The sequence below is a fragment of the Nostoc cf. commune SO-36 genome (genome assembly GCF_023734775.1).
GTDB lineage: Bacteria > Cyanobacteriota > Cyanobacteriia > Cyanobacteriales > Nostocaceae > Nostoc > Nostoc commune_A.
The window spans coordinates 4,622,271-4,640,579 of record NZ_AP025732.1 but is presented as its reverse complement, the minus strand read 5'-3'; the positions used below and the strand labels follow the sequence as shown (position 1 = coordinate 4,640,579).

Here is an 18,309-nt window from a genome sequence, read left to right as displayed (position 1 = left end):
TGGTTCATTCCTGAATCAAACCACCTGGTTCAGCTTCTCGGAAGTCTTTATCTGTGATAATTGGTAGTTCTGCTTCTTTCTCGATTCGACCTGCTGGTGTCTCAGCACACAGGATAAAGGAGATCTTGGATTCTCTATTTGTTGTAGCAATCAATAATTCCGAAACTTGGTTGTAAGCTAGCTTGGTCGCCTCCCTGATTGGCTTTTGGGTTTGTTATTTTCGGAGTCGGTAGACAATCTGTTGTTGGTAATAGTTGTCTCCACCATTCTTATAAGGATTGTTTGCTCCACCAGCTTGTACAGAGGATTTTGTGGAGTTGCACCTTGAGCATTTGCCCCACTACAAGCCAGTGCTAACTATCAACAATAGTCCAGCTAAAAAGATAGTTACTATCTGGCGCAATCTTATTTTTTTCAAGAAATAGTCTTACAGCGTTCACGTAGTCCTCCTTACAAAAATATTAATAAATTAAGAATTTGCTGAATCTTTGGAGTGGTCAGCAAGTTATTGTGCTTGTTTTGGTTCGCTCATTCGATAACCTGTTTTAAGGATATGAATAATAAAATACGCTTGACCTCTAGCGCAGGCTACATTTTAATTACTACAAAAATAATATTTTTATCTAACTCTAGAGAGATATAAAATAAAGTAATATAAGTTTCGTAAAAAGAACTACATCAACTTGTTTAATACTTCAAAAGCTTTGAATAGGTCGTTAATATACTGTAATAATTTAGGCATTGGCCCCTTGTTGCTCTAACCGTTAAATTACTAAATTCATGAAGCAATTTTTACGTTGGATAATTTTGGGCGGAACGCTGTTTTTTTTAGCGAAAGCTTTGAAAGATAATTGGATTGGAGTAACTGCTATCCGCATTGATGGGGTAGGATGGGCAATTATAGCGATCGCTACAGGTGTCACTTTACTAGCACATACTTGGGCAGGCTGGATCTGGACTTGGATTTTGCAAGACTTAAATCAACCTGTATCGTCTCCCCAGTTCATCCAGGTTTATCTAAAAACGAACATAGCTAAGTATTTACCAGGTAATATCTGGCATTACTACGGGCGAATTGTCGCTGCAAAAAATGCCAATGTTTCTGCTGGTGCAGCCACCTTAAGCGTTTTGTTAGAACCGCTACTCATGCTAACGGCTGCTTTAATCATGATTGTCTTATGCAGTAGCCAATTTGCGCCAGCTAATAGTACTTTTGTTCTAAAAATACTACAATTACTGAGTTTAGCTGTAGTTCTTTGTGCGATTCATCCTTGGTTTTTAAACCCAATGATTCGCTTTTTGCACAAATTGAAAGCAAAAAAGTCTGCTGTTACAACTGAACCAACTGTTCCCTTCAGTCTTAAAAGCTATCCCTTACGGCCTTTGTTAGGAGAATTGGGCTTTATGGGATTACGCGCCACTGGGTTTATATTAACTATGTTCGCCTTGGGTTCGTTGAATGTAAATCAAATTCCTTTGTTATTAGGGGCTTTTAGCTGCGCTTGGTTGTTGGGGCTTGTGATTCCGGGTGCGCCTGGTGGGTTAGGTGTGTTTGAAGCGACTGCGTATGAACTTTTACGACACCACTTTCCATCTGCCCTAGTATTTAGTGCGATCGCTCTATATCGCCTCATTAGTATTCTAGCTGAAACTGCGGGTGCTACCCTGGCTTGGTTAGATGAACGCCTTGCCAAATCATAACTCAGACAAAATTTATTTTTGTCTATCTACCTTCATCTGGGAAAACACACGATTAATCATCCAAATTTAACTGTGGATTACTGTTTTGCTCTTCTTCCATTTTAATCAAGTTGTATTCGACATTTTCTGCATAAATTGCAAAAGTGATATTAAAAATCTCCATAAAATTTATTACTCCCTTGCATTCATCTTCTGGATACTTGTCATATAAACGAATCAGATGAGCAATTCTAGTTTCTAAATGTTTGCGGGAATTTCTACAAATCAAAATAATCTTTAACAGGATTATTACTAATGTTAAAGCATGACCTTGGTTAAGCAATAATATAAATAATGACGAAGGTTCTTTCGCATTTTCTGTTGTCAAGCAATCAATCACTCGATTACAGGTTCTCAAAAATAATTCTTTAGTAATAATTTCTTGATTGTAATCTTTCTTCCACAAAGATAAGCTATCTTTAAATTTCTGCCGCCAATCCTCAATTTCTTCTTGATTTTCTACAGAAAAAAATAGATATTTTTCCAGATTTATTTTAAATTCTTCCAAAGTTTGATTTTCAGTTTGCTTGATAAATATATGGGCAATATTTTCATGGCTAAACGCACCTTTTTTTAAGACAATTGCTTTGATTAAACGCAAAGCTTGATCTCCCAAAATACTTGGGTTTGTATAGCGTGTGGTGCTGGAAACGGCAGATTGAGAACGAGCAATATACATTGCTAGTTCAAATTTAAATTTGTCTTTTATCTGTTGAGAAAGCCTTCTAGCAGGCTTCTTGTTGCTCTCTGGGATTTTTATCATTAACAGATTGATCAATTAATAAATAGGAAGTGTAACGATTAGCCCAATGACCTTTAGCTGATTCTTCATATTTAATAGCAAATAATTTCAGGTCTTTGTAATCTTTGCTATTGACAAAATTTTCTATCCAGTTTTTACAAATTTTTACTACTGGAGGATTATTAGACTTTATCTTCAGATTTTCATTAATAAATATATTTACTAATTCTTGGACATATTTGTCTTTTCTGTTGGTTTTCCAATTATTAACTATAATATAGCAACAGCGCTTAAGTGTAGTAGAAAAGTCTTGTTCATTATCATCTAGAAAAATACTATATATTCCAGGTATATACTCAGCATCTTCCGAATCAAGACCATCTATAAATAAACCTTTAAATTCCCTTAAAACATCTTCTGGGGGCAATTTTTTGACAATTTCCACGAAGAAGCTATAAACCTCCTCTTGTGCCGTTTGCACATTTAGCTGTCTAGACTCAGACGTAACACAATCGGGATCTTTTTGACTAATTGATAAACTATTAGCTGTCATTTCAGTTATCAGGACAAAAAGCCTTCCTGTTCATATTATTACCAGCTTAACCTTGGCGAACAGTAGCATCAATCTATTATTCTGATATTCAGGAATCTTTTTACATAAAGTTAATTAACTAAGACTGTAAATAAAGTATTAAAGATAAATTGTTTTATACTTCATCAAATAATTCAGTGAAATTACTTACTTGTAAAAGAGTTCTAGTGAAAACATTCTCTCGTAAGATGCACAAATGTGTTCATCGACAGCAAAAAATTTAGAATAATTTATTTTTTTGAAGTCTCTAACAATTGAAAAGCATACATAAGTTTATAGGCGAGTTCATCTAACGATTAGATAAAACACGCCCATATATTTTATAAAAACCTTTCGGTATTTTAAATTTTTAGTGGGGGTGGAGGGACTTGAACCCACACGACCTTTTACGGTCAACGGATTTTCATTCTCCCGCAGCTTTCACTGCTACCTGATGACTTCAGAAGCCTCAGATTTTAAGAATTGGACTCTCCCTTTACCCTCGACTTAACGTTAGGGTAGCTCCCGTCGAGTCTCTGCACCTTCCGAATACTTGTGAGTTAAGAGTTAGGAGTTTTAAATTTACTCAGCACTCAGAACTTTCTTCGGCTTGGCTCAGGATTGCCATATCTGTCACCAGATTTAGGTTTCCCTGAGTTTTGAGAGCTTCCACTTGAGGGATTTCTCCTTCAAGGCTCAGTTGTCTAAGTCCGTAGCGTCTACCATTCCGCCACGCCCCCGTAGGTATTTGGCAACTAGTATAACTAGTTATTTTTTGGAGGCAGCAAATACCTCCTCATCTATTCCACCATCAATTGTGTCTTTTGTCCAACTAAATTGAAAATATTTTTTCCAAATTGTCCGATTGTTTCCCAAAATTGGAAGTTTTCTTGGTTTTTTCTTGATCAATCTGGATAAGTTTTCGATTTTATTTGACTAAAGCATTTGTTGCTAGTGAGTTTACTATAATAGCACGATATCAGCTTTTGTGATGATATCCGATAAAATTACTCCAACCTGCCAAAGCTATGATTTAGCTTGCAGGTGAGGTTTTGAGGAATTCTGGCGGGGTCATGTTGAAAGCATTATGACTATACTTCTCTGAGTTAGGCTCTTCAGCCTATGATGGAAAACAGATGCTTAGACAAATAAAGTTATGATTGTCGCCCTGTTGTATCTGGTTTTAGCTGGAGCTTACCTTCTAGTAATCCCCCTTGCTGTTTTGCTGTACCTGAAGCTGCGTTGGTATGTAGCTAGCTCCATCGAGCGTGTCTTTATGTACTTCTTGGTGTTTTTCTTCTTTCCAGGTTTGTTGGTTCTATCGCCGTTTCTAAATTTTCGACCCCAACGGCGACAAATTCAAGTTTAATGAAATTGGTAGGTCATAACTCTCATGCGACGGATTGACGCTATTGGAATTGGCTTGGGTGTGTTTATTGCCGGTGGCTTGGCTTATATAGGATTACAGCTAGTTTGGTTTGGATAATCAGAAAGCTGGTATATGGAGCCAAGTCTTACTAATCAGTGGGTTAGTTGGCTGGTTAGCCACCTATTTTTTCCGTGCGGTGGGACAAAAAATGACCTACCACCAACAACGGGAACAGTATGAGCAAGACTTTCTGCAAAAGCGGCTAGACGAGCTTAGTCCCGAAGAATTGGCACGAATTCAAGCTGAAATAGAACAAGAAGAGCAATCTCAGGTGTAAAGTTATCATTGGTCATTTGTCCTTTGTCCTTTGTTAATGACTAATGGCCACTGACTAATGACCAATGACTAATGACTAATGACCAATGACTAATGACTAATAACTAATGACTGCAATTTCTGATTGTTTTGAAACTCTTGGGCGCAATGGTGAGTGCGCTCTAATTCCGTTTATCACTGCTGGCGATCCTGATTTAGAAACAACAGCGAAAGCCTTGCAGATTCTAGATCGTAATGGAGCCGACATTATAGAACTGGGCATACCTTACTCCGATCCTCTGGCTGATGGGCCAGTGATTCAAGCTGCTGCTACCCGCGCTTTGGAAAAAGGTACGAAATTAGAGCAGGTGTTAGAAATGCTGCAAGGGATTACTCCCAAATTGCGATCGCCTATTGTTTTATTTACGTACTACAACCCAATTTTGCACCGGGGAATTGACAAATTTCTCTCTGCAATTGCTGCTGCTGGGGTTGCCGGGCTGGTAATACCAGATTTACCCTTAGAGGAAGCAGCAAGCTTGCTCCAAGCAGCTAGTGAAAAGGGAATTGATGTAATCTTGTTGATCGCTCCTACTAGTTCTGCTGAAAGGATAGAGTCCATTGCTCGTTCTTCCCAAGGATTTATTTATTTAGTCAGCGTCACAGGGGTTACAGGAGTGCGATCGCAACTCGAAATCCGAGTGTCAGATTTACTCAAACAAATTCGTGGTGTTACTGAGAAACCCATCGGTGTAGGTTTTGGGATTTCTGAAGCCGCACAAGCCTGTCAGGTAAAGGAATGGGGCGCAGATGCGGTGATCGTTGGCAGCGCTTTTGTGAAACGGTTAGCCCAAGGTACACCAGAGCAGGGACTAAATGCGATCGCAGAATTTTGTCAAAGTCTCAAGCAGCCATCAAGACCAACAACACCAGCAGAAATACTCCTCTTGATTAGACAGGGAAAAAGTAGATTAAAAAGTATAACAGTGTAGTTTTTTCTATCCTTCCTTGGTAGACAATTTGACCATTATGGTTTTGAATATTAACATCAGATATCATGATGTAAAAAAACTAGCTGATATAGTCGCTTATAGTTTGAGTATTATGTGAAATCAAGTAGGCATAATTTATGAGTGTGAGAGTGAGTCAGTCACAAATGATTATTATAGTTACGCCGCAATTGAGGAGCAAAGGCGATGAGTGAGAGTATGGCGTTTATCGGCGGGGTCGCCGTAGCTGGGCTGGCGGCTCTCGTATTGCTCAAAGGAACAAATACCCCCCTACAACCTAACTTTGCCGTTGCTCCGCAAATGCCAGGGGCTGTAGTAGCGCCAGGAATACAGCCACAAATGTATCCTTATAACCCTTATGGGCAACCAATGTATCCCAGTCAGCCACCGACTGCTCCCAGTACTGACCAGCGTCTGGAGATGGAAAAGCTGAACACGCAGATGCAGCTAGAGCGTTTAAAAAACGACAATGAACAGCTAAAGTTGCAAAATCAACAACTCCAAGGCCAAGTCCAAAATTTCAATACTCAGCAGCAGTGGCAATTAGCCCAGCAAAATAACCAACAAAAAACAGCAGCATTCCAACCGCAAAATCCTTCTTGGTGGTCTTCACCTATGCTTTGGGCTGTGGGTGGCGCAACTCTGACTATTGGTGGTGGTGTTGTCGTTGCTGGGGTATTGGCTTTATTCTCACCCCGCCAGCGTCCAGCCCGTACTGTACAAGTGATTCACCCCTACCAAGGAAATACGCCGCCCTTGGTTCCAGTCCGTCGGGCTGAGTTTCTGCCTGCTTCTCGGATGGAAGCAAGACGAGTTGAAGCGCCAGAATACGACGAAATGCACTAACAAGGGATAAACAGCACAAATAAATATCGGTTTAAAATCTCGTTTTCAGTTAGAACCTGGAAACGAGATTTATTGCGTTGTTACTCTAAATTCAGAAGCGGAGTCTCTCTGTAGGTAAGCTGTCGCGCATTTAATTTGCACAACTAGGGCGGGTAAGATGCCCACCCACAAGAGATTCATTTTTTTGAAGATGCAAATTAAAAGATTTTTAGCTTATAAACCTTCTGAATTCTTTAACTGTTCAGAAACTCACCAAAAACTGCTAGCGTCAAACAAAGTAAAATATTGTTTTGGACGTTACAGCTTGAAAACGCGTTCTAATTACTGGCAACTGCTGCCTTATATCAAACTCCAGTGGCGAACCATCGCCAAGGGACTTATTGGTATCTTCGGATATGTACTGGCGACATTAGTGTTGATCAATCTCGCCGGCAAATTGGCAATTCCCTTTGCTCAAGGTAATGTAGTAGCGATCGCTCAAATAACTGGTAGTTGTGCTTTAGTCTTTCTTGTCAGAGGCTTGTTTCAGTCTATACAAGATATGTACATGGCAAAAGCTGCTTTGAGAGTTGCTTTTCATCTCCGCCAACAAGTCTACGCCCATCTTCAAAAGCTAAATCTCAGCTATTTTGAAACGGCAAAATCAGGTGATTTATCTTACCGCCTCACCGAAGATGTTGACCGCGTTGGCGAAGTGGTAAATAAAGTATTTCACGACTTTATCCCCTGCATTTTGCAGTTGCTAGCAATTCCGATTTACATGATTTACCTGAATTGGCAACTGACATTAGCAACGGTGATAATTGCACCATTGATGGGTATTTTAATTGGCTGGTTTGGGGAACGATTACGTAAATATTCCTTAAAAAGTCAAAATCGGGTATCGGGTTTATCAGCCATCCTCGCGGAAGTTTTCAACGGTATTCGTTTGGTACAAGCTTTTGCTGCTGAAAATTACGAAATCGCCCGCTTTGGTCATGAAGCTGAACGCAGCCTCAAAGCCAAATACTCAGCCGAACGCCTGAAAGCGATTCAGATTCCGATCATCGGATTTCTGGAAGCCTTAAGTGCCTTATCATTACTGATTGTGGGAGCGTGGCAAATTTCCCAAGGTAACTTGACAGTGGCGAATTTTTTCAGCTATTTGGCGGCGGCGGCGCTGTTAATTGATCCCATTGGTCACACTACGAATAACTACAACGAATTTAAGCAGGGTGAAGCATCTGTTGACCGCGTTTTTGAATTGATGGCAATTCAGCCAACGGTGATCGAAAAGACAAATGCGATCGCTCTCCCCCCAGTCAATGGCAAAGTAGAATATCGTCATATTTCCTTTGGCTATAAACCAGGTGAGCCTGTATTAAAAGATATCAGTTTATTAGTATCCCCCGGTGAAGCGATCGCTCTTGTAGGTGCTTCTGGTGCTGGTAAAACCACCTTTGTGAATCTTTTGCCCCGTTTTTACGACCCCGAAGCTGGTCAAATATTGATTGACGGTGTTGATATTCGGGATGTGAAACTACATAGTCTGCGGCGGCAAATTGGCATTGTTCCTCAAGAAACCATCATGTTTTCGGGGACAATTGCCCAAAATATCGCCTTTGGACAAGATGTTTTTGAGATGAAAGCAGTTATAGAGGCGGCAAAAATTGCCAATGCCCATCAATTTATTAGCCAGCTACCAGAAGGTTATCAGACTTGGGTAGGTGAGCGTGGGGTAAACTTATCTGGTGGACAAAGACAAAGAATTGCGATCGCTCGTGCTGTTTTGCTCAATCCCCAAATCTTGATTCTTGATGAGGCGACATCAGCATTAGATTCCGAGTCAGAAGCTTTGGTACAAGAAGCGCTAGAAAGACTGACGGAAAAACGGACAGTATTTATTATTGCTCACCGTTTATCGACAGTTAGGAGGTGCGATCGCATTTTAGTTCTTGAACAAGGACAAATTGTCGAATCAGGAACCCATGAAGAATTATTAGCCTTAGAGCATCGCTATGCGCGATTTTATGCCCAGCAGTTTAGTTAGGAGTTGGCAGTGGGGAAGATGAGGAGCAGAGAAGAAATAACTAATAGTCAATACCCCATGCCCCCTTTTTAACTATTTCCGAGACTGAATTGCCTTGATTAAGTCATAAAAAGGTTGCCAATTATCTTCCTGAGCAATTGATTGCCAAATAGACTCAATTACAGGTCTTAATAGTACCGTTTGGGGATTATGAACAGCTAAAGTTTGGGTAATTAAATTGGTGCGATCGCTATCAAAATCATTCAAGATTTTGTGGTATAGTATGCACCAATCATCAAAAATTGCCGACGCACCTGGTACTGGTACAATATCTGAACCATTCATTACAAAACCTGGTTCATCTCGCCATTTAGATGAAAAAGTACGAGCCATATCATAGAAGAATTGATGATAACCAACTTGGCTCGCCTTCAGGAATTCAATCGTCAGATTTAAGAGTTCTTCAGCTTGTGGATGTTGCAATTCCACAAAACCCAACTTTTTCAACATCAGAGAACTGTATTCAGCTTGATAATATTCATCAAACCTAGCTAAACTAGCCTCCATATCGCCTTTATCAATAATTGCCTTAAAGGGTTCCTGGAGCATTTCTAAATTCAGCTTACAAATAATTGGTTGATTACTGTAACAGTAACGTCCAGAATAGTCAAAATATGCAGCTATAAAGTATGGGTCATAAGTAGGGATAAATGCATAAGGGCCATAATCAAAACTTTCTCCTGTAATCGACATATTGTCAGTATTCAGGACTGCATGACAAAAGCCAGCCGCCATCCACTGCGCTACTAGTTCTGCCACCCGTTTAACTAATTGGGCGTAAAACAGTGCGTATTTATCTTGTTCAGTATTTAAGTTTTGATAATACTGTTCAATTACATGGTCTAATAACTTCTCAGTTAAATCTGGACGCTGAAAATAGTGCAGTCGCTCAAAAGTGCCAAACCGAATATGAGAGCTGCTCATTCTAATCATCACAGAAGAACGAGTCGGCGAAGGTTCATCGCCCCGCCAGAGTGGTAAACCTGTCTCAATCATGCTCAGACAGCGCGAAGTACGTACACCCAAATAGTGCAGTGCTTCCGCAGCTAGAACTTCCCGCACCCCACCTTTGAGCGTAAGCATACCATCGCCACCACGCGAGTAGGGCGTTCTCCCAGAACCTTTAGTGCCAAAATCGTACAATTCGCCATCATTGGCGCGTACTTGCCCGTAGAGAAAGCCTCTACCATCACCTAACTGCCCGTTATATTCACCAAATTGATAGCCGTGGTAACGCAGTGCTAACAAGGGTTTGCGCCCCTGAAATTGGCCAAATGCTGTGATAAAATCTTCGTCTTTGACTATTTGGTGGTCTAGACCGAAACGGGGTAATAGTTCATCATTGCGCCAACGCAGGATGTGTTGGGGGAATTCTGCTGCTGCAACCTCATCGTAGTAGTCATCGCCTAGAGATTCTAAGGCGCTTTCGTAGTTGAGGGAAGAGAAAAGGATTGCTAGAATTTTTGTAGTTCGGAGTTTCAGCCAGAGTCATTACGAGCAAAGCTTAATTCATTCTTCTCTTAATACTACCTCTGGCTTCACCATCAGCATAGACGCAAAAAGCGACCCATATCTAAAATATGGCAGCGCCACCATCAAATTCTGGAGCGCATAATGAATAAAGTTTTACAATTAAAGAAAAAGTTAACTCAATTAGCTATTTTAGACGCTACATTTGAGGTTTTTGGCTCAGAATCACACCAATATCAATTTAAACCTTGCTTGAGTAACAAAGATATTCAAGTGTTTGAGTCCAGATACAATATTATACTACCAGGCGAATATCGAAACTTTCTCTTAGAAGTTGGTAATGGTGGTGCTGGCCCAGGATACGGGTTATCTGTATTGTTGGGAATTGAGTATGAAGATGTGATTCCAGAGAAACTATACCAAGAAAAATACGAGATTCTTTCTAAACCATTTCCTTTGACAGAAGCCTGGAATAATTTAGATTTGATTGTCAAGAATAATACGGATCTTAATGCCAACCGTGATGCTTATGTTGATGATAAGTTTATTCATGGTACTCTCACTATGACAAATTATGGTTGTGGAATTTATGCAATGTTTAGTTGTTACCGGAGAGCAGCCAGGAAAAATTTGGATAGATGACCGTACTAATGATAATGGGATATATCCTACTTCTTTGACTTTTTGTAATGCGTTCCATGACATCAACCCTGATGATTTTTATCCAGATAGTGATGAGGAGCAGCCTTTGAGTTTTTATGATTGGTATGAAGACTGGCTCAACCGAAGTTTGGATCAAATTCGCTAGTTTTGCGAAACTTAACTTTATAGGACTTACGCAAAAAACCTTTCAAACTTTTATTTCTCTGTGTTCTCTGAGGTAGCCTGCGGCAAGCCTAAGCGTCTACGCTTTTTCGTTAATTGTGCCTAATTCCTGGAAAAAATAGGTAAAAATAGCTCCAAAGATAGATTGACAAAACATTTGTTTGCTAAGGATATCCTGACTTTGTAGCAAACTGGTTATAATTATCTTCCATCTCTCTCAGAAATTAAATTCTTATATACACAGTATTTTTATGGGACGTGTTCGTTCTAAATCTGACCTACCGACAAAAATCTGTCCAGTATGTCAACGTCCTTTTACATGGCGTAAAAAGTGGCAAGATTGTTGGGACGATGTGAAATACTGCTCAGAACGTTGTCGTCGTCGCCGTTCTGAAGCTCAAAATGAAACTAACCGCAATACAGACGCAAATAGCGCAAGAGATTAATGGAGTCACAGGTGCAACCTAAATTAATTATTCATGGGGGGGCTGGTAGTTCTCTCCACGGTAAGGGAGGACTGGAGGCAGTGCGCCGATCGCTCCATACAGTAATAGAAGAAGTCTATTCTCTGCTATTGTCAGGAGCAACTGCCTCTGAGGCGGTGGTGCATGGTTGCCAAATGCTCGAAGATAACCCCCGTTTTAATGCTGGTACTGGTTCAGTATTGCAATCTGATGGACAAATCCGCATGAGTGCTTCCCTGATGGATGGCGCATTAGGGCGGTTTAGTGGTGTGATTAATATTTCGCGGGTGAAAAATCCCATTGAGTTGGCACAATTCTTACAGAACTCACCAGACCGAGTGCTATCAGATTTCGGATCGGCTGAGTTGGCGCGGGAAATGCAACTTCCCAGCTATAACGCTTTAACTGATTTGCGGTTACAAGAGTGGATACAAGAACGCCAGGATAATTTTAAAAGCGCAATGGCTGGCGTGGTAGCAGAACCCGAACTGGTAGAAACTAGCAATGCTGGACGTGGCACTATCGGTGTAGTAGCTTTAGATATATCTGGTAAGTTAGCTGTCGGCACTTCTACTGGTGGTAAAGGCTTTGAGCGGATTGGCAGGGTCAGTGATTCGGCAATGCCAGCAGGTAATTACGCGACTAGTAATGCTGGTGTTAGTTGTACTGGCATTGGGGAAGATATCATTGATGAGTGTTTAGCTCCCCGCATTGTAGTACGTGTCACTGATGGTATGTCTCTGAAGGAGGCGATGCAGCGATCCTTTGGAGAAGCGAATCAGAATAAAAGGGATTTGGGAGCGATCGCCTTAGATGTTAGTGGAGCGATCGCTTGGGGGAAAACTAGCGAAATCTTACTCGCCGCCTACCATGACGGCGAAAAAATTGGCGACACCTTGGAGTGGAATGATAGTGAATTGATTGGCTATTGTTGAATAAATTCTAGCGCCTGAGTTAAGATTTTTTCCTGGTCAACCATTGCAGCCAATTCTTGGGCTTCATAATGCCCCTCAAAAGCTTCTAGCGCCGCTCTTTTCACTGCCACTTGATATCCTTGTTGCAGAATATCGATTAATTCTGCTTGATTCAAGTAATAACCACCAGATTTGCGGCGCTTGTTTATTTTGTTGATTTCCCGCACTGTATTTTCTATCGAAACATCCCAAGAGCGAGTAGAACGTTTTTCGGCGTTTTGTTTAATTAAATGGATGAGCAGAATTACACCATAACTATCAACTTTATTGATTTTGTCACTGAGGCTCATTTCTTCTAACTCATCCACCAACAGCAACGCCTCATGGATTTTGCCTTGTTCTAGAAATTGCCTAAGTTCTAGCAGTTCTTCCATACTTCCATACCAAAATTTGATATACTTCCCCAGCCGAAAGAACAGGCAGCTTACCCAACATTTACCTCTAGGTGCGTAATAAAAACTTCTGTAATTAGCCGAGCTTGGACTTCAGAGGGGTCAGATGTCTCAAAAAATCCAATGCCTCAACCAAATTACTACGTGCTTGCTTCTTCGATTGTCTTACCTTGGCTAGCAATATCGAGTTTTAGATAATACGATATATAGCCGTTTTTCTCATGCTCAATAATCGCGGTGACTTGTTTCGTTTTCCTCATGTTTTACCTATAGCTAAATTAGCTAATCTGATGCTCTAATGCAACAAACTTTAATTTTTATATCACCTGTAATGATTATATGTAGATAGTTTCTTTAGGATAGACCAAAAAACAAACTAGTTTTTGTAGTGGCGTGGCAAAACGGTTTAGATATTATGCCAATATTTTTTAATGAAAGAAACTTATCTTTTTATGTAAGTTTACGGTTACATATCCATAGCTCACAAAGTATAAAATATAGTATGTATGTTCTTGCTTAAGAAAATTTTTAAACGGAGTTATAAAAATGGATTGGGAAATTGTTAAGGAAGTAGTGTCAAGTACTAATGATTTGTCAGAAAATGAATTTGTTAAGGACAATACAACAGGTTCTGTTTTAGGCGGGGGTGCTGCACTGGCAGCAGGTATAGCACTGGGTATTACTAGTCTGCCTTTAGCAGTACCCTTGCTTATCGCTGGTGGTGCATTTGGAGGTGCAGCAGGAGAAAAAGGAGTAAAAGCTACAGGAAAAGCAGTAACAGGGTTATTTAATGAAGTAACTAAAGGTGCTGAGTTATTGGGTGAAAAAGTCACACAAAGAATTGGTGATATTAAAGACTTGTTTAAAAATGAAGAAGACTTTCTTTTTAGAGGTATTGAAAGACTCAAACACAATGAGTATAAAGGAGCCATCGAAGATTTCTCAAGAGTGATTGATATAAATCCAAAATGTGCAGACGCTTATTTTTTTAGAGGATGTGTTCATTCTGACAGACATAATTATAAAACTGCTATAGAGAATTATACAAAAGTTATCGAAATAGATAATAGTTACACTGATGCATATATAAATAGAGGCCATGTTTATGCTTCTTCAGGCAACGACATAAAAGCTATAGCTGATTATAGTCATGTAATAATCCACAAACCGGAAAATCCTTCTAATTTAGATATTTATATAAAACGCGGAAGTTTATTTTTAAAATTAAAAGAATATGGAAAATCTCTTGAGGATTATTCGCAAGCTATTAAAATAAACCCCAAAACTTTTGAAGCCTATTTTATGAAGGGCTGTATCAATATGGAATTAAAGAAGTACAATGACGCAATTATTGATTTTACTGAAGCAATAAAAATTAGACCAAAAAATACTGACAGTTATTTTTATCGAGTAGAAGCCTATATTGCATTAAGCAATGAGAAGGCTGCATTAGATGATTTAACACGGGTAATAAAATTCACTCGTGGATATAAAGAAGCTTTATTGAAAAGAGCAAAACTATATTTTGAGTTAAAAGATTATAATCAAGCAATAATCGATTATACTACTGTAATTCAAAAAGATATAAATTGCTTCGATGCTTACTATATGAGAGCTTGTGCAAACAATAGAAAAGGTGATACGAATGTGGCACTGGAAAATCTTAATGAGTTAGTTAAAATAAATCCTAATTATTCAGATGCATATATTTCACGCGCTTCTATATACCAAAAAAACAAAAAATATAAACAAGCAATTTCTAAACTTTCAAATTGCTATCGAAATATTGTCTAAGGAATCGAAATTAGATAAAGTTAAGCAATTACAAAAAGAGATAATTGAAATTCAGCAAATACAAAATAATCAGTGGTGGAACATGAAAATATTTTAAAATAAATCTAATGATTAAGATCAGTCCGATAAATTATGATTTTGCCTTTATAGAGATCAAAATATCCTATATCCCACAGCATCCACATCTCGATTTGTGCGGCAATCATTTACGACTCCTAAACTGCTAATTGTTAGGAGTTAATCGTTAACTACCCATCTATAAAACCAGTATCTAGAAGGGCTTCAACAGAAAACACCTTACTATCTAATGCAATAAATGGCTGGAGATAACAGTATGCGGCTACTACGGGGCTGGGATAGCTGTGTCATAACAACAAAAAGTAGCCGCTTAAATGATTTAATTATTGTTTTATTGGCTTTTCCTTCGCCAAGCTGGTTTCACCACCTGACGACTACGGGCAATCACCAGAGAATCATCAGGTACATCTTCTGTAACAGTCGAACCAGCTGCGATGTAGACATCATCTCCCAAGGTGACTGGAGCAACTAAAACGCTATTGGCTCCAGTTTTCGTGCGATCGCCTATTTTTGTACGGTGTTTTTTCACGCCGTCATAGTTGGCAATAATTGTACCTGCACCAATATTTACCTGATTGCCGACAACGGTATCACCTATATATGATAAATGTGCCGCATTAGTGCGATCGCCTAATTGCGTATTTTTCAATTCCACAAAATTTCCCACGCGGCAACCAGAACCCACTTGTACCTGACCGCGTAAATGGGCATAAGGGCCAATTCGGCTTCCAGCCTGCACGGTGCTATTTATTACGACTGAATACTGCACCGTGACATTTTCAGCCAACTGGCTATTTTCAATTAAACTTCCCGGCCCAATGTGACTTCCGGTTTGAATAACGGTATTTCCCCGCAGGTGAGTTTGAGGTTCAATAATGACATCTGGCTGTAATTCTACTGTTTCATCAATGGTGATGCTTTCGGGGTCGATGAGAGTGACACCTGCCAACATCCATTTTTCCTTGACTCGTTTTTGCAAAATTTCGTATGCTTTTGCCAGTTGCAGGCGATCGTTAATGCCGAGAATTTCTTGGTAATCTTCCACATCCACTGCCATAACTTTTCCCACTTGAGTTACAGCATCAGTGAGATAGTATTCTTTTTGAGCATTGTTTGCCTGGAGGTGGGGAAGCACCTTTGCCAAATCTGGCCAACGGAAGCAGTATACTCCAGCGTTAATCCGGTGATTTTCTCTTTGAGCAGCATTACAATCTTTGTGTTCGACCATAAGCTGCACAATATTTTCATCGTTACAAAAAACGCGCCCGTAGCCTGTGGGGTCAGGTAAGTGTGAGGTGAGAATTGTGGCAGCGTTCTGATTTTGGGTGTGAGTTTGTAACATCTCCTTGAGGGTTTCGCTGCGTATCAGGGGTAAATCGCCGTTAAGTACTAGCAAATCACCAGTGTAGTCTTCCAAGTAAGGAAGTAATTGTTGGATAGCATGACCTGTTCCCAATTGCACAGTCTGTTTAACAAACTCCAAACTCTTAATTGAATGCATGGCGGCTTGCACTTCCTCGGACTGATACCCCACAATCACGATTCGCCGTGAGGGGGAAAGTGGTTCTACGCTTTCGAGAACTCTCTCGACTAGCGATCGCCCACCCAAAGAATGTAAAACCTTGGGTAAGCTTGATTTCATGCGTGTGCCACGTCCCGCCGCTAAAATTGCTACAACTACCATAAATTAGCTATCAGCTATCAGTAAAATTATGATTAATGCTTTTGGTACTTTAAAATGTAGGCTCAAATCATATCAACTAATCTATAGAAGAGTGAAAATTAAAGGAGCCAGGATTCAAAAGTTAGGAGAAGTTTACTCATCAAAGGCAGAAATTACAATAATACCAATTAGCGTTCATTGCAGCAGTTACAAATCGTTACTTCCTACTCCCTAAAATTTCTATCACCGGAGCTAATAAACTCTGTGAATTGCTGCATTAGTTTGGGACTACGCCAACCGCCATCGGTTTCTTCTTGCATCACTAAAAGTGCTTCTGTTGAAGTAAAAGCTCTTTTGTAAGGCCGTTCGCTAGTCAGAGCATCATAAATATCAATCAACTGAAATATTTGCGCCAAGTAGGGAATATCATCCCCCTTGAGCTTATCAGGGTAGCCTGAACCATCCCAGCGTTCATGGTGATGACGAATAATTGGAATAACACCCCGCATACTGCGTAGTGGCTGGCAGATTTTTTCCCCAATCAGAACGTGCTGCTGCATAATCTGCCAATCTTGGGGGGTAAGTTTGCCTTTTTTCAGCAACACTGCATCGGGAATACCCACCTTACCGATATCGTGGAGATAACCACCCCACATCAAATCTCGAATTTGGTAGCGTGAGAGGCTGAGGTATTCACCAAAAAATTGTCCCAGTTTTACTAGGCGTTGACAATGGTTGCCTGTATTGGGATCGCGACTTTCAATCGACATGGCAATGGAAAAGAGTACTTGTTCGGCATGGTCTAAATCTTCGTTCAGACGCTTCTGCCGCACCAAAGATTTTACACGCGCCGCCAGTTCCACACGATCAAAGGGTTTGGTGAGAAAATCATCTGCCCCAACTTCAATTCCCCGGATGCGCGATCGCCTATCATTTAATGCGGTAATAAAAATTACTGGAATTAGCCTAGTCTGCTCATCCTGTTTGAGCAATTGGCACACTTCAAATCCATCCATTCCCGGCATCATTACATCCAGCAAAATCAAATCTGGTTGTTTTTGTGTTACTAATCCCACAACAATAGAACCACTGTCCGCCTCAATTACTTCGTATCCTTCCATCCCCAGGAGGGCAACAGCAGTCATGCGACTGGCGGCATGATCGTCAACGACTAAAACCTTCGGTGGATCTAAATCAAACCCATTCACTTTAGAACCTTTAGCTTGTAGTGTTCTAGAGACCAATGAATCATTAGCACAACTAACATCAGCTTTTATCCAAGAAGACACTGCTTGGTCATCTTCAAGCATAAGGTCTTCTTGAGATAAGCCTAAAGAATAATCCTCCGCATTCTGCGATCCTACGGCATGATTTGAACCAATACTCTTCACTGTGCTAATGGGGTTTGACCCACTAACAATTGTTTCTGTAAAGCCTGTATGGTTGGATTTCCATTGAATCACAAAGGCACTCCAAGTTTTTGCACAAGTTAACAGTGTTAGATTTCAACAAAAAATTTAATAATTCGACTGTTTCTGAGCCGGAGTTTTCATAGAGATAATAGCTGCCTATCTAAATTTTTTGCAGCGTGTATCTTTATATATTACGAACAAGGTGTATCTTGTTCTCAAAATTTTTGCTTTTAATTCCAGTATGGTGAATTTTCACAAATGTTAAATCAGGCTTTTTACGGAGATTTTTTACCCTAGCAGCCTCAAAAAGCGTTAAAATTGTTCTTTTTATTTAATATGGAGTTTTTTCGTTCAAGTTTTTATGGTAATCATTAAGTACGTATGTTTTTACTTACTCAGTTATAGCAATACTCAAGTAGTATTAGCTACTTGTAATATAAAATGCTTCCATAAAATCAACATATTGGCTAGTAAAAACTCGTTGCCTGAGTATCTGGAAAAGAAATCATAATTTTTGGCAAAAAATGTCTAACTTTTTGGAAATCAAGGAAGGATTGAGGATTAGGCTTGTAGTTG

Annotated in this window: 13 protein-coding genes and 4 pseudogenes; 11 read left to right on the top strand and 6 right to left on the bottom strand. The window is 39.9% G+C overall.

The features are described 5' to 3' along the window. Positions 1-4 precede the first annotated feature (4 nt). A pseudogene (locus tag ANSO36C_RS34330) lies at positions 5-364 on the bottom strand (DUF6658 family protein). A 416-nt stretch (positions 365-780) separates the two neighbouring features. Between ANSO36C_RS34330 and ANSO36C_RS20885 the strand changes: the two are divergent. Then, a complete protein-coding gene (locus ANSO36C_RS20885; RefSeq protein ID WP_251956065.1) occupies positions 781-1,701 on the top strand; it encodes a lysylphosphatidylglycerol synthase domain-containing protein in 921 nt (306 codons plus the stop codon). Positions 1,702-1,713: 12 nt separating this feature from the next. Here ANSO36C_RS20885 and ANSO36C_RS20880 read toward each other — a convergent pair. Continuing rightward, positions 1,714-3,035 (bottom strand): annotated as a pseudogene (locus ANSO36C_RS20880) (hypothetical protein). Between the two features lie 1,174 nt (positions 3,036-4,209). Here ANSO36C_RS20880 and ndhL point away from each other — a divergent pair. The 5 genes and pseudogenes from ndhL (at position 4,210) to ANSO36C_RS20855 (ending at position 8,622) form a co-directional block, all read left to right on the top strand. Continuing rightward, positions 4,210-4,422 carry an NAD(P)H-quinone oxidoreductase subunit L gene (gene ndhL, locus ANSO36C_RS20875; RefSeq protein ID WP_251956064.1) on the top strand — a complete coding sequence of 71 codons (213 nt, stop codon included), beginning with the start codon at positions 4,210-4,212 and terminating at the stop codon, positions 4,420-4,422. Between the two features lie 24 nt (positions 4,423-4,446). Then, positions 4,447-4,759 (top strand): annotated as a pseudogene (locus ANSO36C_RS20870) (DUF3007 family protein). Between the two features lie 106 nt (positions 4,760-4,865). Further along, positions 4,866-5,729 (top strand): tryptophan synthase subunit alpha, encoded by an 864-nt coding sequence (gene trpA / locus ANSO36C_RS20865; protein WP_251956063.1) that lies wholly within the window; start codon positions 4,866-4,868, stop codon positions 5,727-5,729. A gap of 204 nt (positions 5,730-5,933) precedes the next feature. Continuing rightward, positions 5,934-6,593 (top strand): heterocyst differentiation related protein, encoded by a 660-nt coding sequence (locus tag ANSO36C_RS20860; RefSeq protein ID WP_251956062.1) that lies wholly within the window; start codon positions 5,934-5,936, stop codon positions 6,591-6,593. A 304-nt stretch (positions 6,594-6,897) separates the two neighbouring features. Beyond that, positions 6,898-8,622: an ABC transporter ATP-binding protein gene (locus ANSO36C_RS20855; protein WP_251960397.1), complete on the top strand. Its 1,725-nt coding sequence runs from the start codon at positions 6,898-6,900 to the stop codon at positions 8,620-8,622. A 72-nt stretch (positions 8,623-8,694) separates the two neighbouring features. Here the strand turns inward: ANSO36C_RS20855 and ANSO36C_RS20850 are convergent. Beyond that, positions 8,695-10,153: pseudogene (locus ANSO36C_RS20850) on the bottom strand (protein adenylyltransferase SelO). Positions 10,154-10,275: 122 nt separating this feature from the next. On the opposite strand from ANSO36C_RS20850, the gene ANSO36C_RS20845 reads away from it, so the two are divergent. From ANSO36C_RS20845 to ANSO36C_RS20830, 4 genes are all read left to right on the top strand, one after another. Continuing rightward, positions 10,276-10,773 carry an SMI1/KNR4 family protein gene (locus tag ANSO36C_RS20845; protein ID WP_251956061.1) on the top strand — a complete coding sequence of 166 codons (498 nt, stop codon included), beginning with the start codon at positions 10,276-10,278 and terminating at the stop codon, positions 10,771-10,773. Continuing rightward, positions 10,721-10,939: a hypothetical protein gene (locus tag ANSO36C_RS20840; protein ID WP_251960492.1), complete on the top strand. Its 219-nt coding sequence runs from the start codon at positions 10,721-10,723 to the stop codon at positions 10,937-10,939. Before ANSO36C_RS20845 ends, ANSO36C_RS20840 begins: the two co-directional genes overlap by 53 nt. 268 nt (positions 10,940-11,207) lie before the next feature. Continuing rightward, positions 11,208-11,402, top strand: coding sequence for a DUF2256 domain-containing protein (locus ANSO36C_RS20835; protein ID WP_094350216.1), 195 nt, complete (start codon positions 11,208-11,210; stop codon positions 11,400-11,402). Further along, a complete protein-coding gene (locus ANSO36C_RS20830) occupies positions 11,402-12,355 on the top strand; it encodes an isoaspartyl peptidase/L-asparaginase (protein WP_251956060.1) in 954 nt (317 codons plus the stop codon). The genes ANSO36C_RS20835 and ANSO36C_RS20830 overlap by 1 nt, the downstream gene beginning before the upstream one ends. Here the strand turns inward: ANSO36C_RS20830 and ANSO36C_RS20825 are convergent. Further along, entirely contained in the window at positions 12,346-12,768 is a 423-nt protein-coding gene (locus tag ANSO36C_RS20825; protein WP_251956059.1) for a DUF29 family protein, read from the bottom strand. The genes ANSO36C_RS20830 and ANSO36C_RS20825 overlap by 10 nt on opposite strands. 564 nt (positions 12,769-13,332) lie before the next feature. Between ANSO36C_RS20825 and ANSO36C_RS20820 the strand changes: the two genes are divergently transcribed. After that, complete coding sequence (locus tag ANSO36C_RS20820; protein WP_251956058.1) at positions 13,333-14,580, top strand: tetratricopeptide repeat protein; 1,248 nt, start codon at positions 13,333-13,335, stop codon at positions 14,578-14,580. 409 nt (positions 14,581-14,989) lie between these two features. On the opposite strand, the gene glmU is transcribed toward ANSO36C_RS20820, so the two are convergent. Then, a complete protein-coding gene (glmU, locus tag ANSO36C_RS20815; protein WP_251956057.1) occupies positions 14,990-16,342 on the bottom strand; it encodes a bifunctional UDP-N-acetylglucosamine diphosphorylase/glucosamine-1-phosphate N-acetyltransferase GlmU in 1,353 nt (450 codons plus the stop codon). 203 nt (positions 16,343-16,545) lie between these two features. Continuing rightward, positions 16,546-17,784: a response regulator gene (locus ANSO36C_RS20810; RefSeq protein WP_251956056.1), complete on the bottom strand. Its 1,239-nt coding sequence runs from the start codon at positions 17,782-17,784 to the stop codon at positions 16,546-16,548. Positions 17,785-18,309 lie beyond the last annotated feature (525 nt).

Excerpts from the sequence above, each read along its gene's own strand:
- ANSO36C_RS20825 (WP_251956059.1), bottom strand. The coding sequence starts at position 12,768 with ATGGAAGAACTGCTAGAACTTAGGCAATTTCTAGAACAAGGCAAAATC.
- trpA (WP_251956063.1), top strand. The coding sequence starts at position 4,866 with ATGACTGCAATTTCTGATTGTTTTGAAACTCTTGGGCGCAATGGTGAG.
- glmU (WP_251956057.1), bottom strand. The coding sequence starts at position 16,342 with ATGGTAGTTGTAGCAATTTTAGCGGCGGGACGTGGCACACGCATGAAA.
- ANSO36C_RS20820 (WP_251956058.1), top strand. The coding sequence starts at position 13,333 with ATGGATTGGGAAATTGTTAAGGAAGTAGTGTCAAGTACTAATGATTTG.
- ANSO36C_RS20840 (WP_251960492.1), top strand. The coding sequence starts at position 10,721 with ATGCAATGTTTAGTTGTTACCGGAGAGCAGCCAGGAAAAATTTGGATA.
- ANSO36C_RS20885 (WP_251956065.1), top strand. The coding sequence starts at position 781 with ATGAAGCAATTTTTACGTTGGATAATTTTGGGCGGAACGCTGTTTTTT.
- ANSO36C_RS20835 (WP_094350216.1), top strand. The coding sequence starts at position 11,208 with ATGGGACGTGTTCGTTCTAAATCTGACCTACCGACAAAAATCTGTCCA.
- ANSO36C_RS20830 (WP_251956060.1), top strand. The coding sequence starts at position 11,402 with ATGGAGTCACAGGTGCAACCTAAATTAATTATTCATGGGGGGGCTGGT.
- ANSO36C_RS20845 (WP_251956061.1), top strand. The coding sequence starts at position 10,276 with ATGAATAAAGTTTTACAATTAAAGAAAAAGTTAACTCAATTAGCTATT.
- ANSO36C_RS20860 (WP_251956062.1), top strand. The coding sequence starts at position 5,934 with ATGAGTGAGAGTATGGCGTTTATCGGCGGGGTCGCCGTAGCTGGGCTG.
- ndhL (WP_251956064.1), top strand. The coding sequence starts at position 4,210 with ATGATTGTCGCCCTGTTGTATCTGGTTTTAGCTGGAGCTTACCTTCTA.